At 30.5% G+C, this 20,328-nt stretch carries 17 protein-coding genes and 1 pseudogene; 11 read left to right on the plus strand and 7 right to left on the minus strand.

From position 1 onward, the window contains the following. The first annotated feature begins 167 nt into the window (after window positions 1-167). Window positions 168-734, plus strand: coding sequence for a sigma-70 family RNA polymerase sigma factor (locus JJD95_RS15155; RefSeq protein ID WP_291643863.1), 567 nt, complete (start codon window positions 168-170; stop codon window positions 732-734). Next, window positions 731-2,155: a DUF4179 domain-containing protein gene (locus JJD95_RS15160; RefSeq protein ID WP_291643864.1), complete on the plus strand. Its 1,425-nt coding sequence runs from the start codon at window positions 731-733 to the stop codon at window positions 2,153-2,155. The genes JJD95_RS15155 and JJD95_RS15160 overlap by 4 nt, the downstream gene beginning before the upstream one ends. A 99-nt stretch (window positions 2,156-2,254) precedes the next feature. On the opposite strand, the gene JJD95_RS15165 is transcribed toward JJD95_RS15160, so the two are convergent. Further along, window positions 2,255-4,732: a CoA-disulfide reductase gene (locus tag JJD95_RS15165; RefSeq protein WP_291643865.1), complete on the minus strand. Its 2,478-nt coding sequence runs from the start codon at window positions 4,730-4,732 to the stop codon at window positions 2,255-2,257. A 29-nt stretch (window positions 4,733-4,761) separates the two neighbouring features. After that, window positions 4,762-5,052, minus strand: a complete 291-nt coding sequence (locus JJD95_RS15170; protein ID WP_291643866.1) for a helix-turn-helix transcriptional regulator — start codon at window positions 5,050-5,052, stop codon at window positions 4,762-4,764. A 719-nt stretch (window positions 5,053-5,771) separates the two neighbouring features. Between JJD95_RS15170 and JJD95_RS15175 the strand changes: the two genes are divergently transcribed. The 4 genes from JJD95_RS15175 to JJD95_RS15190 all read left to right on the plus strand — a co-directional run bounded on the left by JJD95_RS15175 (window position 5,772) and on the right by JJD95_RS15190 (window position 8,838). After that, a complete protein-coding gene (locus JJD95_RS15175; protein ID WP_291643867.1) occupies window positions 5,772-6,278 on the plus strand; it encodes a CBO0543 family protein in 507 nt (168 codons plus the stop codon). A gap of 83 nt (window positions 6,279-6,361) precedes the next feature. Further along, window positions 6,362-7,369 (plus strand): DUF3231 family protein, encoded by a 1,008-nt coding sequence (locus tag JJD95_RS15180; protein WP_291643868.1) that lies wholly within the window; start codon window positions 6,362-6,364, stop codon window positions 7,367-7,369. Between the two features lie 61 nt (window positions 7,370-7,430). Further along, window positions 7,431-8,447 (plus strand): DUF3231 family protein, encoded by a 1,017-nt coding sequence (locus JJD95_RS15185; RefSeq protein ID WP_291643869.1) that lies wholly within the window; start codon window positions 7,431-7,433, stop codon window positions 8,445-8,447. A gap of 226 nt (window positions 8,448-8,673) precedes the next feature. After that, window positions 8,674-8,838 (plus strand): zinc-ribbon domain-containing protein, encoded by a 165-nt coding sequence (locus JJD95_RS15190; protein WP_226261468.1) that lies wholly within the window; start codon window positions 8,674-8,676, stop codon window positions 8,836-8,838. 144 nt (window positions 8,839-8,982) lie between these two features. Here JJD95_RS15190 and JJD95_RS15195 read toward each other — a convergent pair whose 3' ends face one another. The 3 genes from JJD95_RS15195 to JJD95_RS15205 are packed head-to-tail and all read right to left on the minus strand — an operon-like array spanning window position 8,983 to window position 13,454. Then, on the minus strand, window positions 8,983-10,347 hold the full coding sequence (locus tag JJD95_RS15195; protein ID WP_291643870.1) for a SpoVR family protein: 1,365 nt from the start codon (window positions 10,345-10,347) through the stop codon (window positions 8,983-8,985). A 7-nt stretch (window positions 10,348-10,354) separates the two neighbouring features. After that, window positions 10,355-11,527 carry a sporulation protein YhbH gene (yhbH, locus tag JJD95_RS15200; RefSeq protein WP_291643871.1) on the minus strand — a complete coding sequence of 391 codons (1,173 nt, stop codon included), beginning with the start codon at window positions 11,525-11,527 and terminating at the stop codon, window positions 10,355-10,357. 4 nt (window positions 11,528-11,531) lie between these two features. Continuing rightward, window positions 11,532-13,454 (minus strand): PrkA family serine protein kinase, encoded by a 1,923-nt coding sequence (locus JJD95_RS15205; protein WP_291643872.1) that lies wholly within the window; start codon window positions 13,452-13,454, stop codon window positions 11,532-11,534. 181 nt (window positions 13,455-13,635) lie between these two features. Between JJD95_RS15205 and JJD95_RS15210 the strand changes: the two genes are divergently transcribed. Next, window positions 13,636-13,797 (plus strand): YvrJ family protein, encoded by a 162-nt coding sequence (locus JJD95_RS15210; RefSeq protein WP_291643873.1) that lies wholly within the window; start codon window positions 13,636-13,638, stop codon window positions 13,795-13,797. A 40-nt stretch (window positions 13,798-13,837) separates the two neighbouring features. On the opposite strand, the gene JJD95_RS15215 is transcribed toward JJD95_RS15210, so the two are convergent. Beyond that, window positions 13,838-14,980, minus strand: a complete 1,143-nt coding sequence (locus JJD95_RS15215) for an alanine dehydrogenase (RefSeq protein ID WP_291643874.1) — start codon at window positions 14,978-14,980, stop codon at window positions 13,838-13,840. A 419-nt stretch (window positions 14,981-15,399) separates the two neighbouring features. Between JJD95_RS15215 and JJD95_RS15220 the strand changes: the two genes are divergently transcribed. The 4 genes from JJD95_RS15220 (at window position 15,400) to JJD95_RS15235 (ending at window position 19,737) form a co-directional block, all read left to right on the plus strand. Continuing rightward, window positions 15,400-15,963 (plus strand): TetR/AcrR family transcriptional regulator, encoded by a 564-nt coding sequence (locus JJD95_RS15220; RefSeq protein WP_291643875.1) that lies wholly within the window; start codon window positions 15,400-15,402, stop codon window positions 15,961-15,963. Between the two features lie 77 nt (window positions 15,964-16,040). After that, complete coding sequence (lon, locus tag JJD95_RS15225; protein WP_291643876.1) at window positions 16,041-18,425, plus strand: endopeptidase La; 2,385 nt, start codon at window positions 16,041-16,043, stop codon at window positions 18,423-18,425. 220 nt (window positions 18,426-18,645) lie between these two features. Beyond that, window positions 18,646-19,095 carry a helix-turn-helix domain-containing protein gene (locus tag JJD95_RS15230; RefSeq protein WP_291643877.1) on the plus strand — a complete coding sequence of 150 codons (450 nt, stop codon included), beginning with the start codon at window positions 18,646-18,648 and terminating at the stop codon, window positions 19,093-19,095. A gap of 39 nt (window positions 19,096-19,134) precedes the next feature. Beyond that, the gene (locus JJD95_RS15235; protein ID WP_291643878.1) at window positions 19,135-19,737 is read left to right on the plus strand and encodes a hypothetical protein; all 603 of its coding nucleotides are present in this window, start codon (window positions 19,135-19,137) and stop codon (window positions 19,735-19,737) included. 130 nt (window positions 19,738-19,867) lie between these two features. Here the strand turns inward: JJD95_RS15235 and JJD95_RS15240 are convergent. After that, window positions 19,868-20,188, minus strand: a pseudogene (locus JJD95_RS15240) (endonuclease/exonuclease/phosphatase family protein); the annotation flags it as partial. Between the last annotated feature and the right edge of the window lie 140 nt (window positions 20,189-20,328).

Raw genomic sequence — 20,328 nt, forward strand, 5'->3', positions numbered from 1 at the left:
AATAGATAATGCTACGAATAGCTTGGATTATCTAAGCTATCCGTACAATATATAGCACGAAGAAATTCTGAGGTGAAGTTGATTTTTGAGCAAAAATGAATCAAGAGTTAGCAATGCATTAAGAGTTTCCGAGAGTGCACGTATTACTATATGAGAGGTGTTTAAAGATGATAGATAAATTGGTTGATAGGTTAAAAACAAGAGATGAAAGGGCTATAGATGATCTATATGATATGTACTTTGACAGAGTATATTATTATGTAAAAAGAATCCTAGGTATATTTGGAACTAAGGAGGATATTGAAGAATGTGCAAGTGATGTGTTTTTAGCTTTATGGAAAGAAATTCATAAATTTGATGGTAAGCGTGGTTCTTTTGATACATTTGTAAATGTAAAGACAAGAACAGTAGCTCTTAATGTAAGGAGAAAACTTCAAAAGCATACACAAAAGGAACTAAGTGAATCTGTTAACAATATGGATATTTGGGACAATGTATCAGTTAGCATTGAAGAGGAAGTACTTGATAAAATTGCTGAACAAGACTTTTTACAGATAATTAGTAAATTCAAAGAACCTGATAAAACATATTTTCACCTTAGATATTTCATGAATTATGAAATAAAAGAAATAGCGAAGGTCTTTAATACAACTGTTAGTTCTGTAGACAATAGATTATATCGGTGCAGACTTTTGTTAAAAAAAATTAGATGTAAGGAGGTAGAAGTGATATGAATGAAAAGGAATTATTTAATATAGTAGATAATATTTCTGATGAGGATTTGAGTATGATAATGAATAAGGAATATACAAAGGATTATATAGAAAATTCTAATGACAATAATAATGAAAAGGAAAAAATTCGGGCTAAACTCCATGGGAAAATTGTGCAGGCTACTGAATTAGACTTAAAAAGAGAAGCTAAAAAAGGAAAAGGCGTAAAGAAAAATAAAATCATTAATAAGATAGTAAAATCAGTGATAGCAGCAATGTTAGTATTTGTAGTATCAGTTAATGTTTTTCCGGGTGTAGCACTAGCTTTAGTTAAAATACCAGGATTAGACAAGCTTATAAAAATAGTGAGCTATGACAAGGGATTTAATAATGTTATAAATAATGGAAACATTCAGGAAGTAGGTACTGCTATAGAAGATAAGGGGGTAAAGTTTACGGTAACAGAAGTAGCAGGGGATGACTTAAAATTATGGATTGGTTATGAGATTGAGAGTGAAGATTTAATTGAAGATGAAAGTTTAATGTTAGGGAAAATAATAAAATTTAAAAATAAAGCTGATGGTAAATACCTTCCATGGTCAGTAATAGGGCAAGATAAAGATTATATGGAAGTTCATATGGACAGGGTAGTTAAAGATTTTGAAATAGAAATAGCGGTTTATAAAGATAATCCATCTTTTCATATAGCACGCTCAGAATTAGATGAAAAGGCTATAAGTGATATAGAACAGCTTTATGAAAATAGTAAAATCACAACTTTAAATATACCTATATCGCTAAATGATAAAATTTATAACAAGGGTTTAAGAGTTTTTAATATAAAGGGAAAAGAATTTAAAAGTGAAGTGGGTATATTTAAAATTGCAAAATTGGAACTTTCGGGTTCGAGGAGTAGAGTTTACTGCGAACTTTTAAGTGAGGAAAATAAATTAACTGGGGTTTTAGAACCAAGTCTTGTTGATGGAGAGGGGACGCAGTATTTTAGTCCTAGTGACTTTACATCTTATGTTGATGACAATATGATTTACTTAGAATTGCAAGGCGGTATAGACAGCACAAAGGACAGCACAAAGGGATTGACTTTCCAGTGTGGGGGATTTAAATATATAAATAAACAGGATAAACATATTACTATAGATTTAAAAAATAAACAGGTAGATCCTAATAATCTGGGAATATCTATTATCGATGTTGATGGTTCTAATATTACTTTAAATGTATCTGAAAATGCAATAGAGTTTAGTTTAGAAGCAAAAAATGAAAAAGGTAAGAAAGTTGCAATTAAAGAGATAGAAGTGGATTCTTTTAAAGAAACGGTAAAGTTTAAATTTAATGAATTAAAGGATGAAAAAATAATTTTGGATGTGAAAAGCATACAGTATAATGTACCGCTGGATTTTGAGATGAGGCTTATAGATTAAAAGCATAATAACAATAAAATGCGGAAGCACTACCTCAGTAGTTCTTCCGCATATATTTTTTTAAACTTGCCACTTGCCACGTGGGTGGCACCTAAAATATTAAATAAATAGATTTACATTTGAGTTTTCAGTTTCACCTAAGTAATAGCCAACTCCTCCAATTTTAACACCATCAATAAGTTCCGCTTCAGTAATACCCATAACATCCATGGACATTGAGCAAGCAACTACCTCTACGCCACTATCAATAGCTGATTTTATTAAATCTTCAAGAGAACTTATATTTTTGTTTTTCATTACAGAACGGATCATTTTAGCTCCCATTCCCATCATGTTCATTTGGGAAAGTCTAAGTTTTTTACTTCCTCTAGGCATCATAAATCCAAACATGGAATCTATTAAACCTTTTTTAACAGATACTTTTTCAGGTTTCCTTATGACGTTAAGACCCCAGAAGGTAAATAATATTGTAACTTTACTACCCATTGCAACTGCCCCATTTGCAATAATAAAGGCTGCAATGGCTTTATCTAAATCACCACTAAAAACTACCATGGTTTTGTTGTTTTTTTCTACTGCATCTGCTGGAAAGGATCTATTTACTTTTGTATTATTACTATTTCCTTTTTTAATAAAGGCGTAAACCATACCTTTTTCTTTTCTAAGATCTAATAATTCATTGTTTGTTTTAGTACACCAAGATCTAATATCCTCATAAAAACCAGGATCAGAAGCTGTTACTTTCAATATTTGACCTTCATATAAATCGTCAATATTAGCTTTGACTTGAATTAATGGACCAGGACAACATAAACCACAAGCATCTAGAGCTTTATCATAATTAGAAGTGCCATTATCTAAAGAGTGTTTTATAACTTGAGTATCAGGATCTACAGACTGTCTTTTTGCTCCATCACTAACGCTTACTTTATCTAATTTTATATTTGAATTTAGAGCTGATTTATATCCCCCAGTTAAGTTTTTAACTTTGAATCCATTTTGAGATAAAATTCTAGCTGCGATATACCCTCTAATACCTATTTGACAGTAATCAACAATTTCTTTGTTTTTATCAAGTTCGTTCATTCTTTCTCTTAAATCATCTACTGGAATATTTATAGCACCTTCAAGATGTCCATTTTCAAATTCAATGTCAGTACGTACATCTATAAGTACAGTATTGGATTTATCATAGGCTGAGAACTCATCTGTGGTTATTACATTAGTTATTCCTTTTAACACATTTTCAGCCAAAAAACCTGCCATATTTACTGGATCTTTAGCTGATGAGAAAGGAGGTGCATAAGAAAGTTCTAGCTCTGTTAAATCAGTAACTGTTCCACCTAGGCGTATAACTGTAGCAAGTACATCTATTCGCTTGTCTACTCCGTCATAACCTACACCTTGGGCGCCAAGTATCTTTCCTTCATCATTAAAAATAAGTTTTAAAGTCATAGGAAGAGAACCAGGGTAATACGATGCATGAGATACAGGATGTACAAATACAACTTTATGAGGAATATTAAGTCTAGTTAAAGTTCTTTCATTATTGCCTGTACCGGCAGCTGTTAAACCAAACACCTTAATAATTGAAGTTCCTTGAGTTCCCTTAAAAGTAGTTCCAAGACCAGCTATATTATCAGCTGCAATCCTACCTTGTTTATTTGCAGGTCCAGCTAGTGGAATTGCTGATTTTTGTTTGTTCACAAAATCAACTATTTCTATAGCATCACCTACTGCATATACAGAAGGAACAGCTGTTTCCATTTTATCATTTACTATTATATGACCTTTAGGTCCGAATTCTATTCCACTGTTTTTTAGGAAACCAGTATCAGGACGCACTCCTATTGCTAAAATAACCATATCAGCGTTTAGTTTTTTATCACTATTTAAAATTATTTCCACACTATCTTCATTATCTGTAAAAGCTTTTACTCCGTCGTTTAAAATTATTTCAATTCCATTATCTGAAATTTCCTTTTCAACGGTTAAAACAATATTTGTATCTAAAGGGGCCATTATGTGAGGAGCTGCTTCTACTATAGTAACGTCAAGACCTCTTTCTTTTAAGTTTTCAGCCATTTCAATTCCAACATATCCTCCGCCAATAACAACAGCAGAATTAATACCTTTTTTATCAACAAATGCTTTTATATTATCTGTATCTGGTATATTTCTTAAGGTAAATATTCTTTTGCTATTAATGCCTTCTATATTAGGTTTAATTGCTTTAGAGCCTGGTGATAGGACTATATAATCATAGCTTTCTTCATAAGTGCCATTAGCCTTACTATTAACTGTCACAGTCTTTTTCTCTGTGTCAATTCCCACTACATCACTGTTATTTCTTACATCTATATTAAATCTGGCTTTCATACTTTCAGGTGTTTGTACTAAAAGATTATCTCTTTCTTTTATAACTTCACCTATATAATAAGGGAGTCCACAATTTGCAAAAGATATATATTCATCTCTTTCAAACATAATGATTTCCGCAGTTTCATCAAGTCTTCTAAGTCTGGCTGCTGTTGAAGCTCCACCAGCTACGCCACCTACAATTAATACTTTTTTCATAAAAATATTCCTCCTTGTATTATCATAACTTATTTATAATTCAATATTAAGATTGAATTTATTAACTCTGTTATTCTTTCATTTTTAATTTTATAATTAACTTCAAGCCCCTTTCGATGACCCTCTATTACACCAGCATATCTTAACTTCTGTAAATGCTGTGATACAGTAGATTGAGGAACTGCTAGGCAAGTATGCATATGTGATACATTACACTCACCTTGGTCTAATATACTTTTCACTATACATAACCTAATAGGATGTGCCAATACTTTTATAACTTCTGCAATTTCACAGTATTTAGTATAATCTTTATCCATAGATTTTCCCTTTCTTGAATTTTACCAGAGCATTATTTAGTTATATTTTAATTTTGAGAAGATCATTAAATTGGTATATTCTAATATTAAGATATAACAATATAATAACACATATAATATTAAATGCAATAGAAAAATCAAACTTTGTTAAATATTTATTTTAATAATTTAAAAAATAACAAGTCTAATATGCTATCATACCGACTTGTTATCATTTCCATTGCGTTTTTGAAAACGATGAAAGGGAAGTCAATTTTATGGATAAACCATAATTGCTTTAAATATGGGTATGATTAAAGTAATTGAGAATATAAGTTGATTTAATTAAAACTTCACTAAATTATTCAGTATATATTAATAGTATATTAATTTTATAAGCAGGGTATATTAAATGTATCAATGAATATTAGGAGGCAACATTTATGGAATATATTTCAAAATTACCTTTGCTTTCAACGGAAATAGCAGGTTTATGGAGTTCTTATATACTGATGTTTTCTACTTGGGATATTTATGCTTTATGTCAAGATTAGGAATGCAAAATTACAATTTGATTTTAAGTCAGATAGATGATGAAATATTTAGCCGAAATTATGAAGTACGGTAAAAAAGGTGCGAATATTATGATTGACAATAGTTGCCTTAACAACCACTACAATCAGTTAATCATGAAAATTTAGTGTGAGGCTAAAATAAAAACTTAAGTAGGTGTTTTTATTATGTATCTTATATTTCTTTCTATTATATCTATTATCATTTGTTATAAATTTGGAGACTGGAAAAATTGGAAGAATTATTATTCTACTATATTATTTTTTGTTTTGAGTAATGTTACCTGTATTCTATTAATATATAATAATCCATTATGGTTATATGAATCAAAAATATTAAATCACACCTTTTCTGATTTATATATTTGTATAACAGTATATCCAAGCACAGTAATGCTATTTATTCCTCATTTACCAAGCAAAAAAACAAAACAAATTTTTCATATTTCTATCTATGTGGCTATTTACACTTTAGCTGAATTAATTGGTATGAAATTAGGATATTTTACACACCTAAACGGATGGAATATATGGTATAGTTTGGCGTTCAATTATATGATATTTGCAATGCTAATACTTCATTATAAAAAGCCAATGTATGCTTGGATGATTGCACTTATAAGTCCACATATTTTATTTTTTATAATGAAAATACCTTATAACATTATAAGATAAGAAGAATTTTAAGATAATATAATTAAGTAAACTAGAATTATATATTTTAAACTATATATATCAAATATGAAGGGTGGATTAAAATGACAACAGAAGCAAAACTACAAATAACTTCAACAGAATTAGGTACATTATGGATGAGCTATCAAACAGTATCAGCATCGGTAACAATTTGCGATTTATTTAAAGATAAAGTTATAGATAAGGATGCTAAAAAGATAGTTACCTCCTATGCTAATGATAGAAAGAATACAATCAATGGAATTGTAAAAATATTCAACAATGAAAAAGCAGTTATTCCACTAGGATTTGGGGAGCAAGATATTATACGAGAAGCACCACCTCTATTTGATGATATCTTCAGTATAATGTATATTCGCCAACTTTCAAAATTACATTTAGGTCATTCTGCTGTATTTGCAGCAATGTCATATTTGAAAGAGGTAAATGAAGTATTAAAACAAAAGTACGACATTTCTAATAAATATTATGTGATGGCTACAAACTATCTATTAGAAAAAGGGGTGCTTGCAAGACCACCATATGTAACTATGCCCAAACAAGTAGAATTTATAGAAGATAAAAATTACATGAGTGGATTTAATGCTTTTTCTGAAAAGCGTTCATTAAATACAATTGAGGTTGGTTATATTAATGAAGCTATAGAATATAATATTTTTAACATGCAGTTACTTACTGGATTTGCACAAGTTGCAAAAGAAAGCGAAGTTAAAAAATACTTCATAGAAGGTAAAGAATTAGCAAAAAATGTAATTACGGAATTAAGTGGTGTGTTATTACAAAGTGATATTCAACCTCCAAGTTCTTGGGCAGGTAAAGCTACAAATTCTACGGAGGCTCCTTTCTCTGATAAACTTATGATGTACATAAATAGTTTAACAGCAAGTACAGCTTTAGGCTTCACTGGACTCGGTACATCTTTCAGTATGAGAAAAGATTTACATGTTAAACTTGGACTTATTTCTAAGGATATATTTGAATATTCAAAAAAAGGTGCTAAATTAATGATTAAACATAAATGGATGGAAGAGCCTCCTCAAATGGAAGATAGAAATCAACTTACAAAATAAAAGATTAATTATGTTTATATTTAGTTTAATATTAAAAAAATAAAAAAAAGGGGTCATTAAAATGACTACAGAGGCAAAAATACAATTATCTTCATCAGAAGTAGGTACAATATGGATGGCTTATCAATCTACAACAGCAAATTTAATGATATTTAATATATTTAAAGATAAAACTATTGATAAAGAAGCCAAAAATATATTAAGTGAGTATATTACTGATATTCTAAATGTAAAAGGTAATATTGTGAATATATTTAATAAAGCAAATGCAGTTATTCCAATGGGATTTGATGAACGAGATATTATAAGAGAAGAACCTCCGCTATTTGATGATATTTTCAATATAATGTTTCTTCGTCAGATTATGAAATTGAAACTTGGTCATTCTTCTGTATTTACAGCTATATCACTTATGAAAGAAGTTCATGATTTATATAAACTTGAATATGATATTGCTGATAAATATTTTGTTATGACAACAAACTATCTATTAGGAAAAGGAGTTCTTGCACAACCACCAGCTGTAACTATTCCAAAACGTATAGAATTTATTGAAAACATAAATTACATGAGTGGTTATAATATTTTATCTGAAAAACGCTCATTAAATACAATTGAGGTTGGTTATATTAATGAAGCTATAGAAAACAATATTTTAGGAATGCAACTGATGACAGGATTTGCACAAGTTGCGAAAGAAGATGAAGTAAAAACATATTTTATAGAAGGTAAAGAAATATCAAAAAATATTATAACTGAATTAAGTGCTGTGTTATTACAAAGTGATATTCAACCTCCAAGTACATGGGCAGGCAAGGCTACAGATACAATTAAAACACCATTTTCAGATAAACTTATGATGTACATAATTAGTTTAATAACCAGCTCAGCTTTAGGCTTCAATGCTTTGGGTACATCATTTAGCATGAGAGGTGATTTACATGTTAAACTAGCATTAATTGTAAAAAACACCTTTACTTATTCAAAAAAAGGCGGAAAAATGATGATTAAACATGGATGGATGGAAGAACCACCTCAAATGGAAGATAGAAATCAGCTTACAAAAATAAAAGAATAAATATCCTTAACATTAATTTTAATAATGAAATATTGAGAATTATTGTTAATAAAACAAGGGGAAATATATTGCATTTCATTAATGGACATGCTAAAATAAATCTATATTAATTGTTTAACTACAGTTAGTGCTGAGATTAAACTAGATAACAACATATCCTCTTTTTTGAATATAATTGTTAATTGGTTCTAGATCTTAATATTTAGAAAAAGGAGGAATGTTTAACATGGCAGATAAAACTTTAGTATGTAAAGATTGTGGTAAAGACTTCGTATTCACTGAAGGCGAACAAGAATTCTACAAAGAAAAAGGATTCGACAATGAGCCTCAAAGATGTGTTGATTGCAGAAGAGCAAGAAAACAACAGAACGACAGAGGATTCAGAAGATAATTAAAAGATTATTATTAACCCTATAGGATTAAACCTATAGGGTTTATTTTTAGTTTCTTTGGCATATATAAACGCCTGTAATGATTAAAACACCAGTAAAAAAAACCGTACATTTTATAGTACGGCTTTGGGTTTGTGGTGTTATTATTTTACAGTTATGTGATTGTTATCACATACAAGTTTAATTTCTTTCCCAAGTTGTGTTGTTTTTAAACTAACAGTATGGCCCCATAACTCATATATATACTTTAGTGTCCCTTGTGCGTAAACAGAATTTAACTCTCTTCCATCAAAAACATGCTCTAGAATTAAAGTTTTGTCATTTTTGGACATTTCGATTACCCTAATAAGGGGTATACTACCTACGCCGCAAGAACTACATAAGGTATTTCTAATACTTTTAAATCCATTATCATCAGCTACTTCTTTAATTACAAAATTTCCATCCTTAGCAGCATACTCAAATAAATTAAGATCCGCACATAGTTCTTCTGTTAAATATTTTCTTAAAAAGGATTCATCTCGTTCAAGGGATCTAACTTCAAATATCTTATCTGGTCCATATCGCTTTACAATATCTTCAAAAATTTTGAATCCTACAAAATATGGATTTATGGATCCAAAACCTGGAGCTATAACATCATTATGGCGCTTAATGAATTCTAAATGGAGTGAATCAGGTAAATCCAGCTTTTTCAAGATATTATAATGCCAATAGCTAGCCCAGCCTTCATTCATTATCTTTGTCTCAATTTGAGGAATAAAATAAGAGGTTTCTTGTCTTACAAATTCTAATAAACTTTTTTCCCATTCTTCCAAATCTCCATATTTTATTATAAAATATAAAATATCTTCCTCTGGTTCTATAGGTATTTTATTTAAATTAGGAAATTGTAATTTAACATATGTTTCTAAATTACTATGAACTTCATTTTTATCTTTATAATCATCTAAAAGTCGTTGTTTTAGTACTTCGCCCTGTATTCTTTTTTCTCCAATAACCCTAGAAGTTTGGAATTTTATGGCATGAGCTGCATCTAATATTCGTTCTACCTTCTCATAACCTATACTTGGATCATTTATATAACTCCTTACCATATCTGCATGAAATTTAAACATTTCCACAGTAGATGCAGCTCTAGTCCCGTCTTTAAAAAGTCTATTATTTTTAAAAAAATCGTTATGGCCATAAACATGAGCCATTGTAAGTATCTGTAGTAAAAGGGTATTTTCCTTCATTAAATATGCAATACATGGATCCGAATTTATAACCATTTCATAAGGTAGTCCAGTTAAATTATATTTATATACGGTACTGTTTTTTTCATAGGACTTTCCAAAGCTCCAATGTGGATATCTTGAAGGCATCCCGATATAAGATTCGTAGCCTAACATATCTTTATATCCTATTATTTCATACTCTTGAGGATAGAAATCAAGTCCTACTTTTATTGCTAAATTTTCAATTTTAACATTCCAATTTTCCAAACCCTTTAAGGTATACTCCAAAATAGTGTCACCTCTCTCCGCCCTTTTTTAGCATGTATTTAAGTCCTTTCCATAAATCAAGTTTTTCTTTTATATCCACAGAAAGAAAGTTTTTATTAGTTACTCCTTTTTGAAAAGTATCTTTCATTGAAGAAGAATAGTAGCTACGCATAAGTTCAGCATATCCAAATAGATTGCTTACTTCGCAAATATTTTTTGCAGCATCTATGGCTTTTTGATTATCTTCTTGCCAATTATCTCCGTCACTTACGTAAAAAACATACACATTCCAATATTCAGGATTATATCTTTTATCAATTATTTCTAAAGCTTTATTTAGTCCACTAGAAATATAGGTACCTCCTGATTCTACTTTGTGAAAAAAGTCAACTTCGTTTACTTCCTTAGCAACAGTTGTATGGGCAACAAAACTAACTTCCACATTTGAGTATTTAGATTTAATAAATTGAGACAGAATAAAGAAGAAGGAGCGTGCCAAGTATTTTTTTGTGTTATCCATTGATCCAGATACATCCATTACACATAAAATTACTGCATTTGATTCTCTCTTTAACACTTGTTTTAGTCTATGATATCTTAGATCTTCATTTTTGAAAGGTAATCTTTCCATTTCATCATCTTTTGATATTTCTTTTAAGGCTTTACGTTTTCCTTGTTGTCTTTTAATTTTTTCAGTTACTGTTCTTTTTTTAGCAAGGCGTGGATTAATTCCATGTTTTTGATATCCTGCTCTTTTAGTACTATTTTCCGTTAAAATTTCCGAAAACTTTTTTTTGTCCATTTCAGGGAGCTCTAAATCTTCTAATAGATAATTTAGAGCGTCTTCTAGTGTTATCTCAGTTTCGTAAATATCTTCACCTTCATCTTCACCGGCTCCACCTGAACCTTTTCCAGAGCCTTGTGCCTTTTCTTTTCCTATAACTTGACCTCGTTTTTCATTGCCATCTCCACTACCAACTCCACCCTTGTTTTTACCGAAAATAAATTCATATTCCTTAAGACCTCTTATAGGTATTTTGATTTTTTTATCCTTACTTTGCCCTATAATGCTTTCTTCGGATAAGATATCCCCTAAATTTTCTTTAATGGATTTTTCTACAAGCTGACGGTGACGTCGTCTGTCCTCTACAGCCCTATCATGGTCTATGGGAGATGAATTATTGTCTCTAAATACCCCCATAGGATTAGTCCTTCCAAAGATTATTAGCGGCATATTTTAATATTACATCGCAGCAATGATCACAATAGCCATTTAGTTTCATTTGTTCCACCATAACATTATATTTTTCATCCTGCTCTTTATCCCTGACTCTAGACCTAGTCACAATTCTTGACAGCTCTTTTACTGAGCTTGTTAGTTTCTTTTCAATAGCTTCTTTTAGTGGTTCATAAGACTCATATTTAATTTTACCGCCATTTCTAACCACATAGAACATATAGGAAGTAACATCACTCCTGAACCCTTTTGCAGAACTTTCACCTACTCCAATCTGTTCTTCTATAGAACGCATAAAATGCTCATCGGCTTGTAACTCTTCACCGGTAGAACTATCCTTTAATTTTGCCTTATTTACAAAGGCTTCTGCATTATCAATATAATTATTAAACAGACTTTCCGCTTGCTCTTTATAGCTGTGTATAAAAGCCTTAGTTACTTCCTTTTCTAAGACCTTGTTGTATTCTTTTCTAATAGTATCCTGGATAAAGCCCATATACTTCTTCTTTTCATCTTCAGCAACATCCATTTCCCTAACTGATTTAATGATACTTTCCATAATACTAAGTGGATTTATGCAATCAAATTCTGAATTTGAAATAGCGTTATCAATGGCTTTTACAATAAATCTAGTTGAAATTCCTTGCATGCCCTCATCGATACCTGCTTCTTCTCTTATTTCACTAATATCAACTTTTTTAGTAGTTCCTTTTTCTACTATTTCCTCACCATTATAAATCTTTAATTTAGTTATAGAATCTACCTTATTAGATGGTTTAAGTCTTGAGAGTAGTGCAAACGTTGCAGCTGTTTCAATGGTGTGTGGTGCTATATGAGGTTTGAAATTACTCTTTTTAAGTATCTTTTCATAAATTTTAATTTCTTCATTTAATTCAAGGCAATAAGGAACTTCAACCTTTACAATTCTATCTAAAATAGCTTCATTAGTATGATCTGATTTAAACCTATTCCATTCGGCTTCATTAGAATGGGCAATAATTATACCATCAAAGTAAATCATAGAGCCCTTTCCTGGTGAAGGTATTGATTTTTCTTGAGTTGCAGTTATTATAGTGTGAAGATACTCAACATCATTTTTGAATACTTCTATAAATTCTACAAGCCCACGGTTTCCAACATTGAAGGCTCCATTAAGAGAGAAAACTCTTGGATCATCTTCTGAATACATATCCATTTTTGATATATCTACAGAACCTGTTAAAATTGAAGTATCTTGATTATTAGGGTCTACTGGTGGGACAACACCTATACCTTTTCTTGACCTTATTGAAAATGAAGTAGTTGTAACAGGAAAATCTTCAAATTTACCATCATACTCGTTTAAGAGCCTATATTTGCAGGCTGGGCAAAGATCACCTTCAATTTCTACACCAAGCATTTTTTCAAAGTCGCGTCTAAGATGTTTTGGTATTAAATGTAGTGGTTCTTCATTCATAGGACATCCTTTTAAAACATATACCGGCGGTGTATTTTCAAAAGCTTTCTTAAGAGCTTCGACTAAAGATGATTTTCCAGCACCTACAGGACCAGCTAAATATAAAACCTGCCTAGATTCTTCACCTTTCATTGATGCAGAATAAAAATAACTAACTATTTTCATAAGTACTTTATCAATTCCAAAAAAGTCTTCTTTGAAAAAATTATATCTTTTTATAAGGTCATTGCCGTATATTTTCCTTATTCTTGGGTTTTCTTCAGGCTTTAAAATTTCAAAGCCATCTTTTATAATTGTGTCATACATCCTCTTATGCGAAAGTTTAGCCTTGTCAGGATTTGCTTTAATTACATCTAAATAGTCTAAAAAAGTTCCTTCGAACTTGGTTTTGATCTTAACTTCTCTATCATTTTCTATTATTTTTTTATAGTCCATTTAATACCCCCTGTGATAGGATTATATTTATTATAATTAAGTATATGTAGGGAGATTTTTAACATGATTAATATTTGAAAAATGTTTTAAAATATTAAGAAATAATTTATAAAAAAACTATCACAAAATAGTTATAAAATGCATATATATTGTTTGTAACGGTGAGGGAGGTGATGCAAACATGTACGATGCATTTGTTAAACTGGTTAATACAGTTGGCTTCCCTATAGGTGTGAGTATATATCTGCTTGTTAGATTTGAGAAGAAAATTGAAGACCTCAATAAATCTATAATTAATTTAACTTCAGTTATATCCGCCGTTATAGGAAAATCACAAAAATAAGAGTGCCAAATTTGGCACTCTTATTTTTAGAAAAATTATACTACATTACTATGTCATCTTCGTAGTTAATTTCAGTTTCTTCAAAATATTCAATAGTTGCTTTGTAAATAGCTCTGTTAAAATAATCATTGCTATATAAATGAAAATCAAGAGAGTCATATCCTATAAGATTTTGCATAATATAAATAAGCTGTTTACCATATAAGTCCATGCAAGAGTTTGGGCTTACTCCCGGCCATGCATTACAGCTTACTACTGTTCTTTGGTTATTTGATTTACAAGACTTCGGAATATTGCTATATTCAGAGTCGTTTGGGTGCATTACAATTCTATCTAAAGTACCATTTGGTATCCCCTCAATTGCCTTTATTTGAACAGAATTAATATCTGTTAAATATGGATCTGCAGTTAAATCTAAAATTATAGAATGAGGTTTTAAGTATCCTAATAACTCATTGCTTATAACATATTCTGTTGCATCGTCTCTAGTTGTTGCATCTACTAAAATATCTGTGTCTTTTAAAATATTCATCATAAGTTTTTTATTGTTAGTTATGTTTCTAGAAAGCATATTAACAAGAACACCGTTACTTTTCTCTGACAGTATAGCTTCATTTACCTTATTATTTGCATATTTTCCAGCTAGTTTTGCTGCCGTTAAGCCAACTTGTCCCATTCCCATTATGCTTACAATTATAGGTTTTACATCAACAATAGACATATTTTCATATTTTTTTATTAGCTCAGTAAAGGCTGCATTAATTCCATTTCCTGAAGTTGCGCCATAATTAACAACGATTCTTTCAAGAAAATCATTTCTGATAGAATCTAGAGAAACAGCCAATATGCCTTTCTCTTTAAGTTGTGTTACTCTAGTAGCTCGAGTTTGATAATGAAGCATACTTAATAGTGTGCTTCCATCTTTCATGTACTCAATTTCTTCGTACTCTGGTGACCTTAAAACTGCAACTATGTCTTTTTCATAGCATTCTCTGTTAGATACAAATTCTATTGTGCCATTTTCCTTTAAATAATCTTGTTTTGAATAACCCAAAGCGGAGCCATATTCCTCTTCAAGAAATATTTGTGCATTCTCTTTTTTTAGCATACCAAAAAAAGATGGTAAAAAGTCTCTTTTTTCATTTGTTTCTTTGTGCATTCTTGGAAAACCTATAGTTTTCAATAATCTCATCCCCCTTATTTTTTTGTAGTACAGATAACGTTTATCAATTGATAACGTAATTGTGCTATTTATTTTTTTATACTTATAAAATTAGGCACAAGACCAGTATCCCTTTAGGGTAGTTGGAAGTTGACCTATATTTGGCAATTAGGTGTAATAATAAAGAATTTTGTTGAAAGAATTATCTATGAAAGTATTTATGCTTAGCTAGTATTATGTTGAAGTGTAGCATAGATTATTACTAAGGCTACGACAAGTAACAACTTATTATACAATACAAGTTGTAAGTTAGCAATGGTATATTTAAAAGGTTATATTATTATATAAAAATAAGGCATTAAAATGTTATTAAATAATAAAAAAGCCTCTTGACAATAAATGAATGGTCGTTTATTATAGAATATAACAGAGGTGTTAAGATGAGAAGAAAAGATGATGGGAAAGAAAAAAGTATAAAAGAAGCAGTTGTTAAATTAATACTTGAACAAGGCTTCCATGGTACTTCTATTTCAAAAATTGCTAAAGAGGCAGGGGTTTCTCCAGCCACTCTTTATATTTATTATGAGAATAAAGAGATTATGCTACGGGATATTTATATTGAGTATTCTGAAGAAATCTTTGATTATCTACTCAGCAAGATTTATAAAGATATTAATGGGCGTGAACTTATTGAAATACTTGCTAGAGGGTATTATAATTACATCCAAGAGCACGGAGAGATTTTTCATTTTGTAGATCAATTTTCAAGTTGTCCAGCATTAGCTAGTCAATGTTCAGATATGAAAGGTATAAATAATTTAAATGATTTGTTAGAGGAAATGAAAGAGAAAAGAATTATTAAAGATTTTCAAAATCACAATTTGGTAGCTATACTTTTTTATCCTATAAAATCTATTGCAATTAAGCAATGTGCTTTAGAAACCGAACAGGATAAGATGCTTTCAGAAATGATTACAATTATTCAAGAGGCATTACTTCTGTAATTAACAAAATAATAATCTATTGCAGCTAGAGAATTTTTGTGATGAAATAATAATTATTTAAGGAAAGGGTGATTAATATGAATTTAGATAAAAAGAATAAAGAGGGAATGGTAATTCCTGTTTCGAATATAGTTCTATTGCCAGGAATGACTTATACTTTAAAAATAAAAAATGTCAGTGAGGAAACACTAAAAAATTTAGCTATGGACGACCAATTTAGTATTGCTCTTTCTTTAAAGCAAAATTTTAATCAAAGTAGTTTAAAGCAAGAAGATTTTCATAGCATTGGAGTTTCATTTCATGTAAATGAAGTGGAAAAAACTGAAAGTGGATATCAAATAAAAATAGAAGTACTGGATAGGGTAGAAATTAAAACACTCAATATTTCCAATGATTTAATCAATGTGGAATTTCAGATTGCACAGGATGTTATTGATATTACAGAAGAAGGGCAAGAAGAAGTTTTAGAGTATGTGAAAAAAGTTACTGGTGAGGTTAGTGAAAATTTTAAGGGATCAGAACAGTTTATGAAGATAGTAAAAGAGCAAACGGATTTAAATAAACTTATGGCTCATCTTACTCAATTTATGCCACTATCAAACGAAGAAAAATATGATTTGATTCAAATTCAGTCGTTAAAGGAGAGAAGTCTTAAGTTTGTGGATTACATCCTAAAACAAAAGGAGTCTCTTAAATTGCAACTTGAAATGGCAGAAAAGTTCACTGAGAAATCTAATAAAAGCTATAGAGAATCATTACTTAGAGAGCAATTAAAAGCTATTCAAACCGAACTAAATGAAGGGAAAAGAGAAGGTTCTAAAAAGGATAAAGATTATTTTGATAAAATTGAACAAGCAGAAATGCCATTAGATGTAAAGGATGCGGCTCTAGATGAATTAGATAAACTAGAAGGTCAAAGCCCAAATAGTGCCGAATATAATATAATACGTAACTATTTAGATCTACTCGTAAAGCTTCCTTGGAAGAAGGCTGAACATGAAGTTATAAATTTAGAAGAAGCAAGACAAGTCTTGGACAAGCAGCATTATGGCCTTGATAAAGTGAAGGATAGAATAATACAACATTTAGCAGTTATGCAACTAAAAAAGGATAATAAAGGTTCTATCTTACTGTTAGTTGGTCCTCCAGGTACTGGTAAGACAAGTTTGGGTAAAAGTATTGCAGAGGCTCTTCATAAGAAATATATAAGGCTTAGTTTGGGAGGCATTCGTGATGAAGCAGAAATCAGAGGACATAGAAGAACTTATATAGGTGCAATGCCTGGAAGAATTCTTCAAAGTATTAAAAAGGCAGGAGAGACAAATCCAGTTATGGTTTTAGATGAAGTGGACAAACTGATGAAAGGATATAACGGAGATCCAGCTAGTGCACTCCTTGAGGTATTAGATCCAGAACAAAATAATAGCTTTACAGATCACTATTTGGACTTGCCTTATGATTTGTCCCAGGTTTTATTTATAGCAACAGCTAACTCGCTAGAGAATATACCTAGGCCACTCCTTGATAGGATGGAGATAATTACAATGTCTAGTTACACTATGAGTGAAAAATTTCATATTGGAAAAGATCATTTAATATCAGAAGTTCTCGAAGAACATGGGCTTACTAAGGACCAGTTAGTTATTGAGGACAAGGCATTAGAAAAAATAATAAGTGAATATACTTTAGAAGCTGGCGTTAGAGGGCTTAAAAAGCAACTTGCGAAAGTTGCAAGAATTACCTCCGAAAAAATTGTTGCGAAGAAGGTGGAATTACCATTTATAGTTACTGCAGACGAACTAATTGATTTGCTTGGCAGAAAAGTTTCAAGCCATGATAAGGCTCAAAATGATAATCCTCCTGGAGTTGTTACAGGACTTGCATTCACTACGGTGGGTGGAGAAATACTTTTCATTGAAGCTACTGATATGGTAGGAAGTGGACAAATAACACTAACTGGGCAACTAGGTGATGTTATGAAAGAATCTGCAAAGATTTCACTAAGTCTTCTTAAGTCTAGACTACCAATGAATGCTATAGACTTTAAGGAAAGAGATCTTCATATTCATGTTCCGCAAGGATCTACTCCTAAAGATGGTCCTTCAGCTGGAATTACCCTCTTCACTGCACTTGCATCACTTGTTACAGGTATAAAGGTGGATCCAAAGCTTGCTATGACTGGCGAAATAACATTAAGGGGAGCAGTGCTTCCAATTGGTGGACTTAAGGAAAAATTAATAGGAGCTCAAAGAGCTGGGATAACAAAAATATTAATTCCGAAAGATAATTTAATTGATTTAAAGGATGTACCAGAAGAAGTTTTAAATGAGCTTACGATTAAAACAGTAGAAACAGTAGAGGATGTTCTTAGGGAAACTTTAAAAATATCATTACCTAGAATAGAACATGTATTTAATGCTAATATATCTACGCAGGTAAATATTAAAGCAAATCAAATATAAATAGTAGTAATATAGCTAGTGGTAGTGGTTACAGTACTTAGCAACAAAAACTAATACAGTTTTTGTTGCTATTTTTTTATGAAATTTATACTGTTAGGTCTTAAAATTCTAACAATATAGTTGTAAAAATATTCTTAAGGTGTATAATTACACTATAAGAATATTTTTATACTAAATATTTAATTTATCAGGAATATAGTTTGAAGGGCGGAATTAATTAATGACAAGGCTTGAATTTATAAAGGAAGTAGATAGGAAAGTTAGACTTATAAGAACTGAAAAAGGATATACGCAAGATAAAATGGCGGAAATACTTGGAATATCTAAAAAAACACTTGTACAAGTAGAGAAAGAAAGAAGTAGTATGGGGTGGTCTGTTGCAATTGCTGTGTGTGTTATTTTTAAAGACAGTGAGATATTAGAACTAACTTTTGGAGGGGGTGTTGAAGATATTATTCGTTCAATATCAATTTCAAACGATGAGAGATGGTATATTCCAACATTTGGAGGCAAAATTTGGTGGAAAGATATCGAAGCTAAAAACGGATATACAATTCAGCAAAATACAATATCAGATCATTACAGGATTTTAGATAATAACTATAGAAGAGTATGCTTTTCTTTTGAAAAAGATTATATGTTCAAACGGTTCCATGAACTTGCTGATTAATATTTATTTATAAATAAAAAAATATACGGGAGGTGCTTTATGGATAAAAAAAAAGTTGTATTGATAAATGTCGGGGGAATAATGCTCGTGGTTATAGTAATCGCATTTATTTTTCTTTTGAGTATAAGAAGTGAGTTTGCAAAACATCTGGATACAAAATATCCAGAACTATCATTTAAAGTAGGTGTTACAAAAATTGATATTATTTACGGTAACTATTATGCAAATGTAACTTGCTTAGATGACGAAACCTATTTTCCAATTTCAAAAGACTTTAAAACAAAAAATATTTTGGATTCTTATATTCAATACAAAAGCAAAATACAATACAATACCAAGATTAAAAATATATTTGATGGTAGTGATATTCAGAAAAGTATTAAAAAAGCAACTGGAGGTAGTAAAGGAATATTTGAAAATAATGCTCTCTATGAACAAGTAAATATAGATTTGATTAGTAATACAGACCAAATTGCAGTTGCAAAAGAAGTAATGAAAATTTTAAAAGAAAAAAATATCTCTGTTGAAAAAGTAATATTCATGTATGAAATAGATATGCATGTGTATGAACTTTGGTTAACTTCAAAGGATTATAAATTAACAGACAAAGAAATTAATGATAAGGTCATGAAAATAAAATAGTCCTTTTAAAGATCCAATCAAGTAGCAAAAAATCATAGAGATTGATCATGCCATTTTAGGTAATGAAATTGCAGTAGATATATTAAAAAACCTTATCTTGTGTGATATATATCACCAAGATAAGGCTTTATTATTTAAGTTTAAACTCTATTTTTACTGGGTTATGATCCGTATATTTAAATTCTAATGCATAGCCTTTAACATTTTCTATTTCAACATTTGGGGAAACTAAAAAACCATCAATTACTGCAGAAAAATTTTCATCCTTTACATAACTAGTCGCATCAGTTCTTGTAGTTGGTATTGTTTTGTCTGCTACCCACGTAAAACCCTCTGGTGTAAAATCTTCTGGTATCTTTTGAAGCCATTCCGGCCAAGTCTCCGTAGTATTAAACAAACTTGGATCTGTACCTGGAATAAGATGATTCCAGTCACCCCCTACTATTAAGTGAGCTTTCACGGAAACTCCTTAGCTCCTGTGATTACTCATTTTTAGCATCATTAATTTTTGTTGATTCCCCCACTTTTTTCGCATAAAACACTTGACAAGTCTGTAAAATTTTGCGGTCCTCCTCCTAAAGACATGTTTTA

This window comes from Clostridium sp., assembly GCF_016650035.1.
In the GTDB taxonomy this organism is placed as follows: Bacteria; Bacillota; Clostridia; order Clostridiales; family Clostridiaceae; genus Clostridium_AD.

What these genes read in the sequence shown, in the direction of transcription:
- JJD95_RS15155 (WP_291643863.1), top strand. Translation starts at nt 168, where the DNA reads ATGATAGATAAATTGGTTGATAGGTTAAAAACAAGAGATGAAAGGGCT.
- JJD95_RS15160 (WP_291643864.1), top strand. Translation starts at nt 731, where the DNA reads ATGAATGAAAAGGAATTATTTAATATAGTAGATAATATTTCTGATGAG.
- JJD95_RS15165 (WP_291643865.1), bottom strand. Translation starts at nt 4,732, where the DNA reads ATGAAAAAAGTATTAATTGTAGGTGGCGTAGCTGGTGGAGCTTCAACA.
- JJD95_RS15170 (WP_291643866.1), bottom strand. Translation starts at nt 5,052, where the DNA reads ATGGATAAAGATTATACTAAATACTGTGAAATTGCAGAAGTTATAAAA.
- JJD95_RS15175 (WP_291643867.1), top strand. Translation starts at nt 5,772, where the DNA reads ATGTATCTTATATTTCTTTCTATTATATCTATTATCATTTGTTATAAA.
- JJD95_RS15180 (WP_291643868.1), top strand. Translation starts at nt 6,362, where the DNA reads ATGACAACAGAAGCAAAACTACAAATAACTTCAACAGAATTAGGTACA.
- JJD95_RS15185 (WP_291643869.1), top strand. Translation starts at nt 7,431, where the DNA reads ATGACTACAGAGGCAAAAATACAATTATCTTCATCAGAAGTAGGTACA.
- JJD95_RS15190 (WP_226261468.1), top strand. Translation starts at nt 8,674, where the DNA reads ATGGCAGATAAAACTTTAGTATGTAAAGATTGTGGTAAAGACTTCGTA.
- yhbH (WP_291643871.1), bottom strand. Translation starts at nt 11,527, where the DNA reads ATGGGGGTATTTAGAGACAATAATTCATCTCCCATAGACCATGATAGG.
- JJD95_RS15205 (WP_291643872.1), bottom strand. Translation starts at nt 13,454, where the DNA reads ATGGACTATAAAAAAATAATAGAAAATGATAGAGAAGTTAAGATCAAA.
- JJD95_RS15210 (WP_291643873.1), top strand. Translation starts at nt 13,636, where the DNA reads ATGTACGATGCATTTGTTAAACTGGTTAATACAGTTGGCTTCCCTATA.
- JJD95_RS15220 (WP_291643875.1), top strand. Translation starts at nt 15,400, where the DNA reads ATGAGAAGAAAAGATGATGGGAAAGAAAAAAGTATAAAAGAAGCAGTT.
- lon (WP_291643876.1), top strand. Translation starts at nt 16,041, where the DNA reads ATGAATTTAGATAAAAAGAATAAAGAGGGAATGGTAATTCCTGTTTCG.
- JJD95_RS15230 (WP_291643877.1), top strand. Translation starts at nt 18,646, where the DNA reads ATGACAAGGCTTGAATTTATAAAGGAAGTAGATAGGAAAGTTAGACTT.
- JJD95_RS15235 (WP_291643878.1), top strand. Translation starts at nt 19,135, where the DNA reads ATGGATAAAAAAAAAGTTGTATTGATAAATGTCGGGGGAATAATGCTC.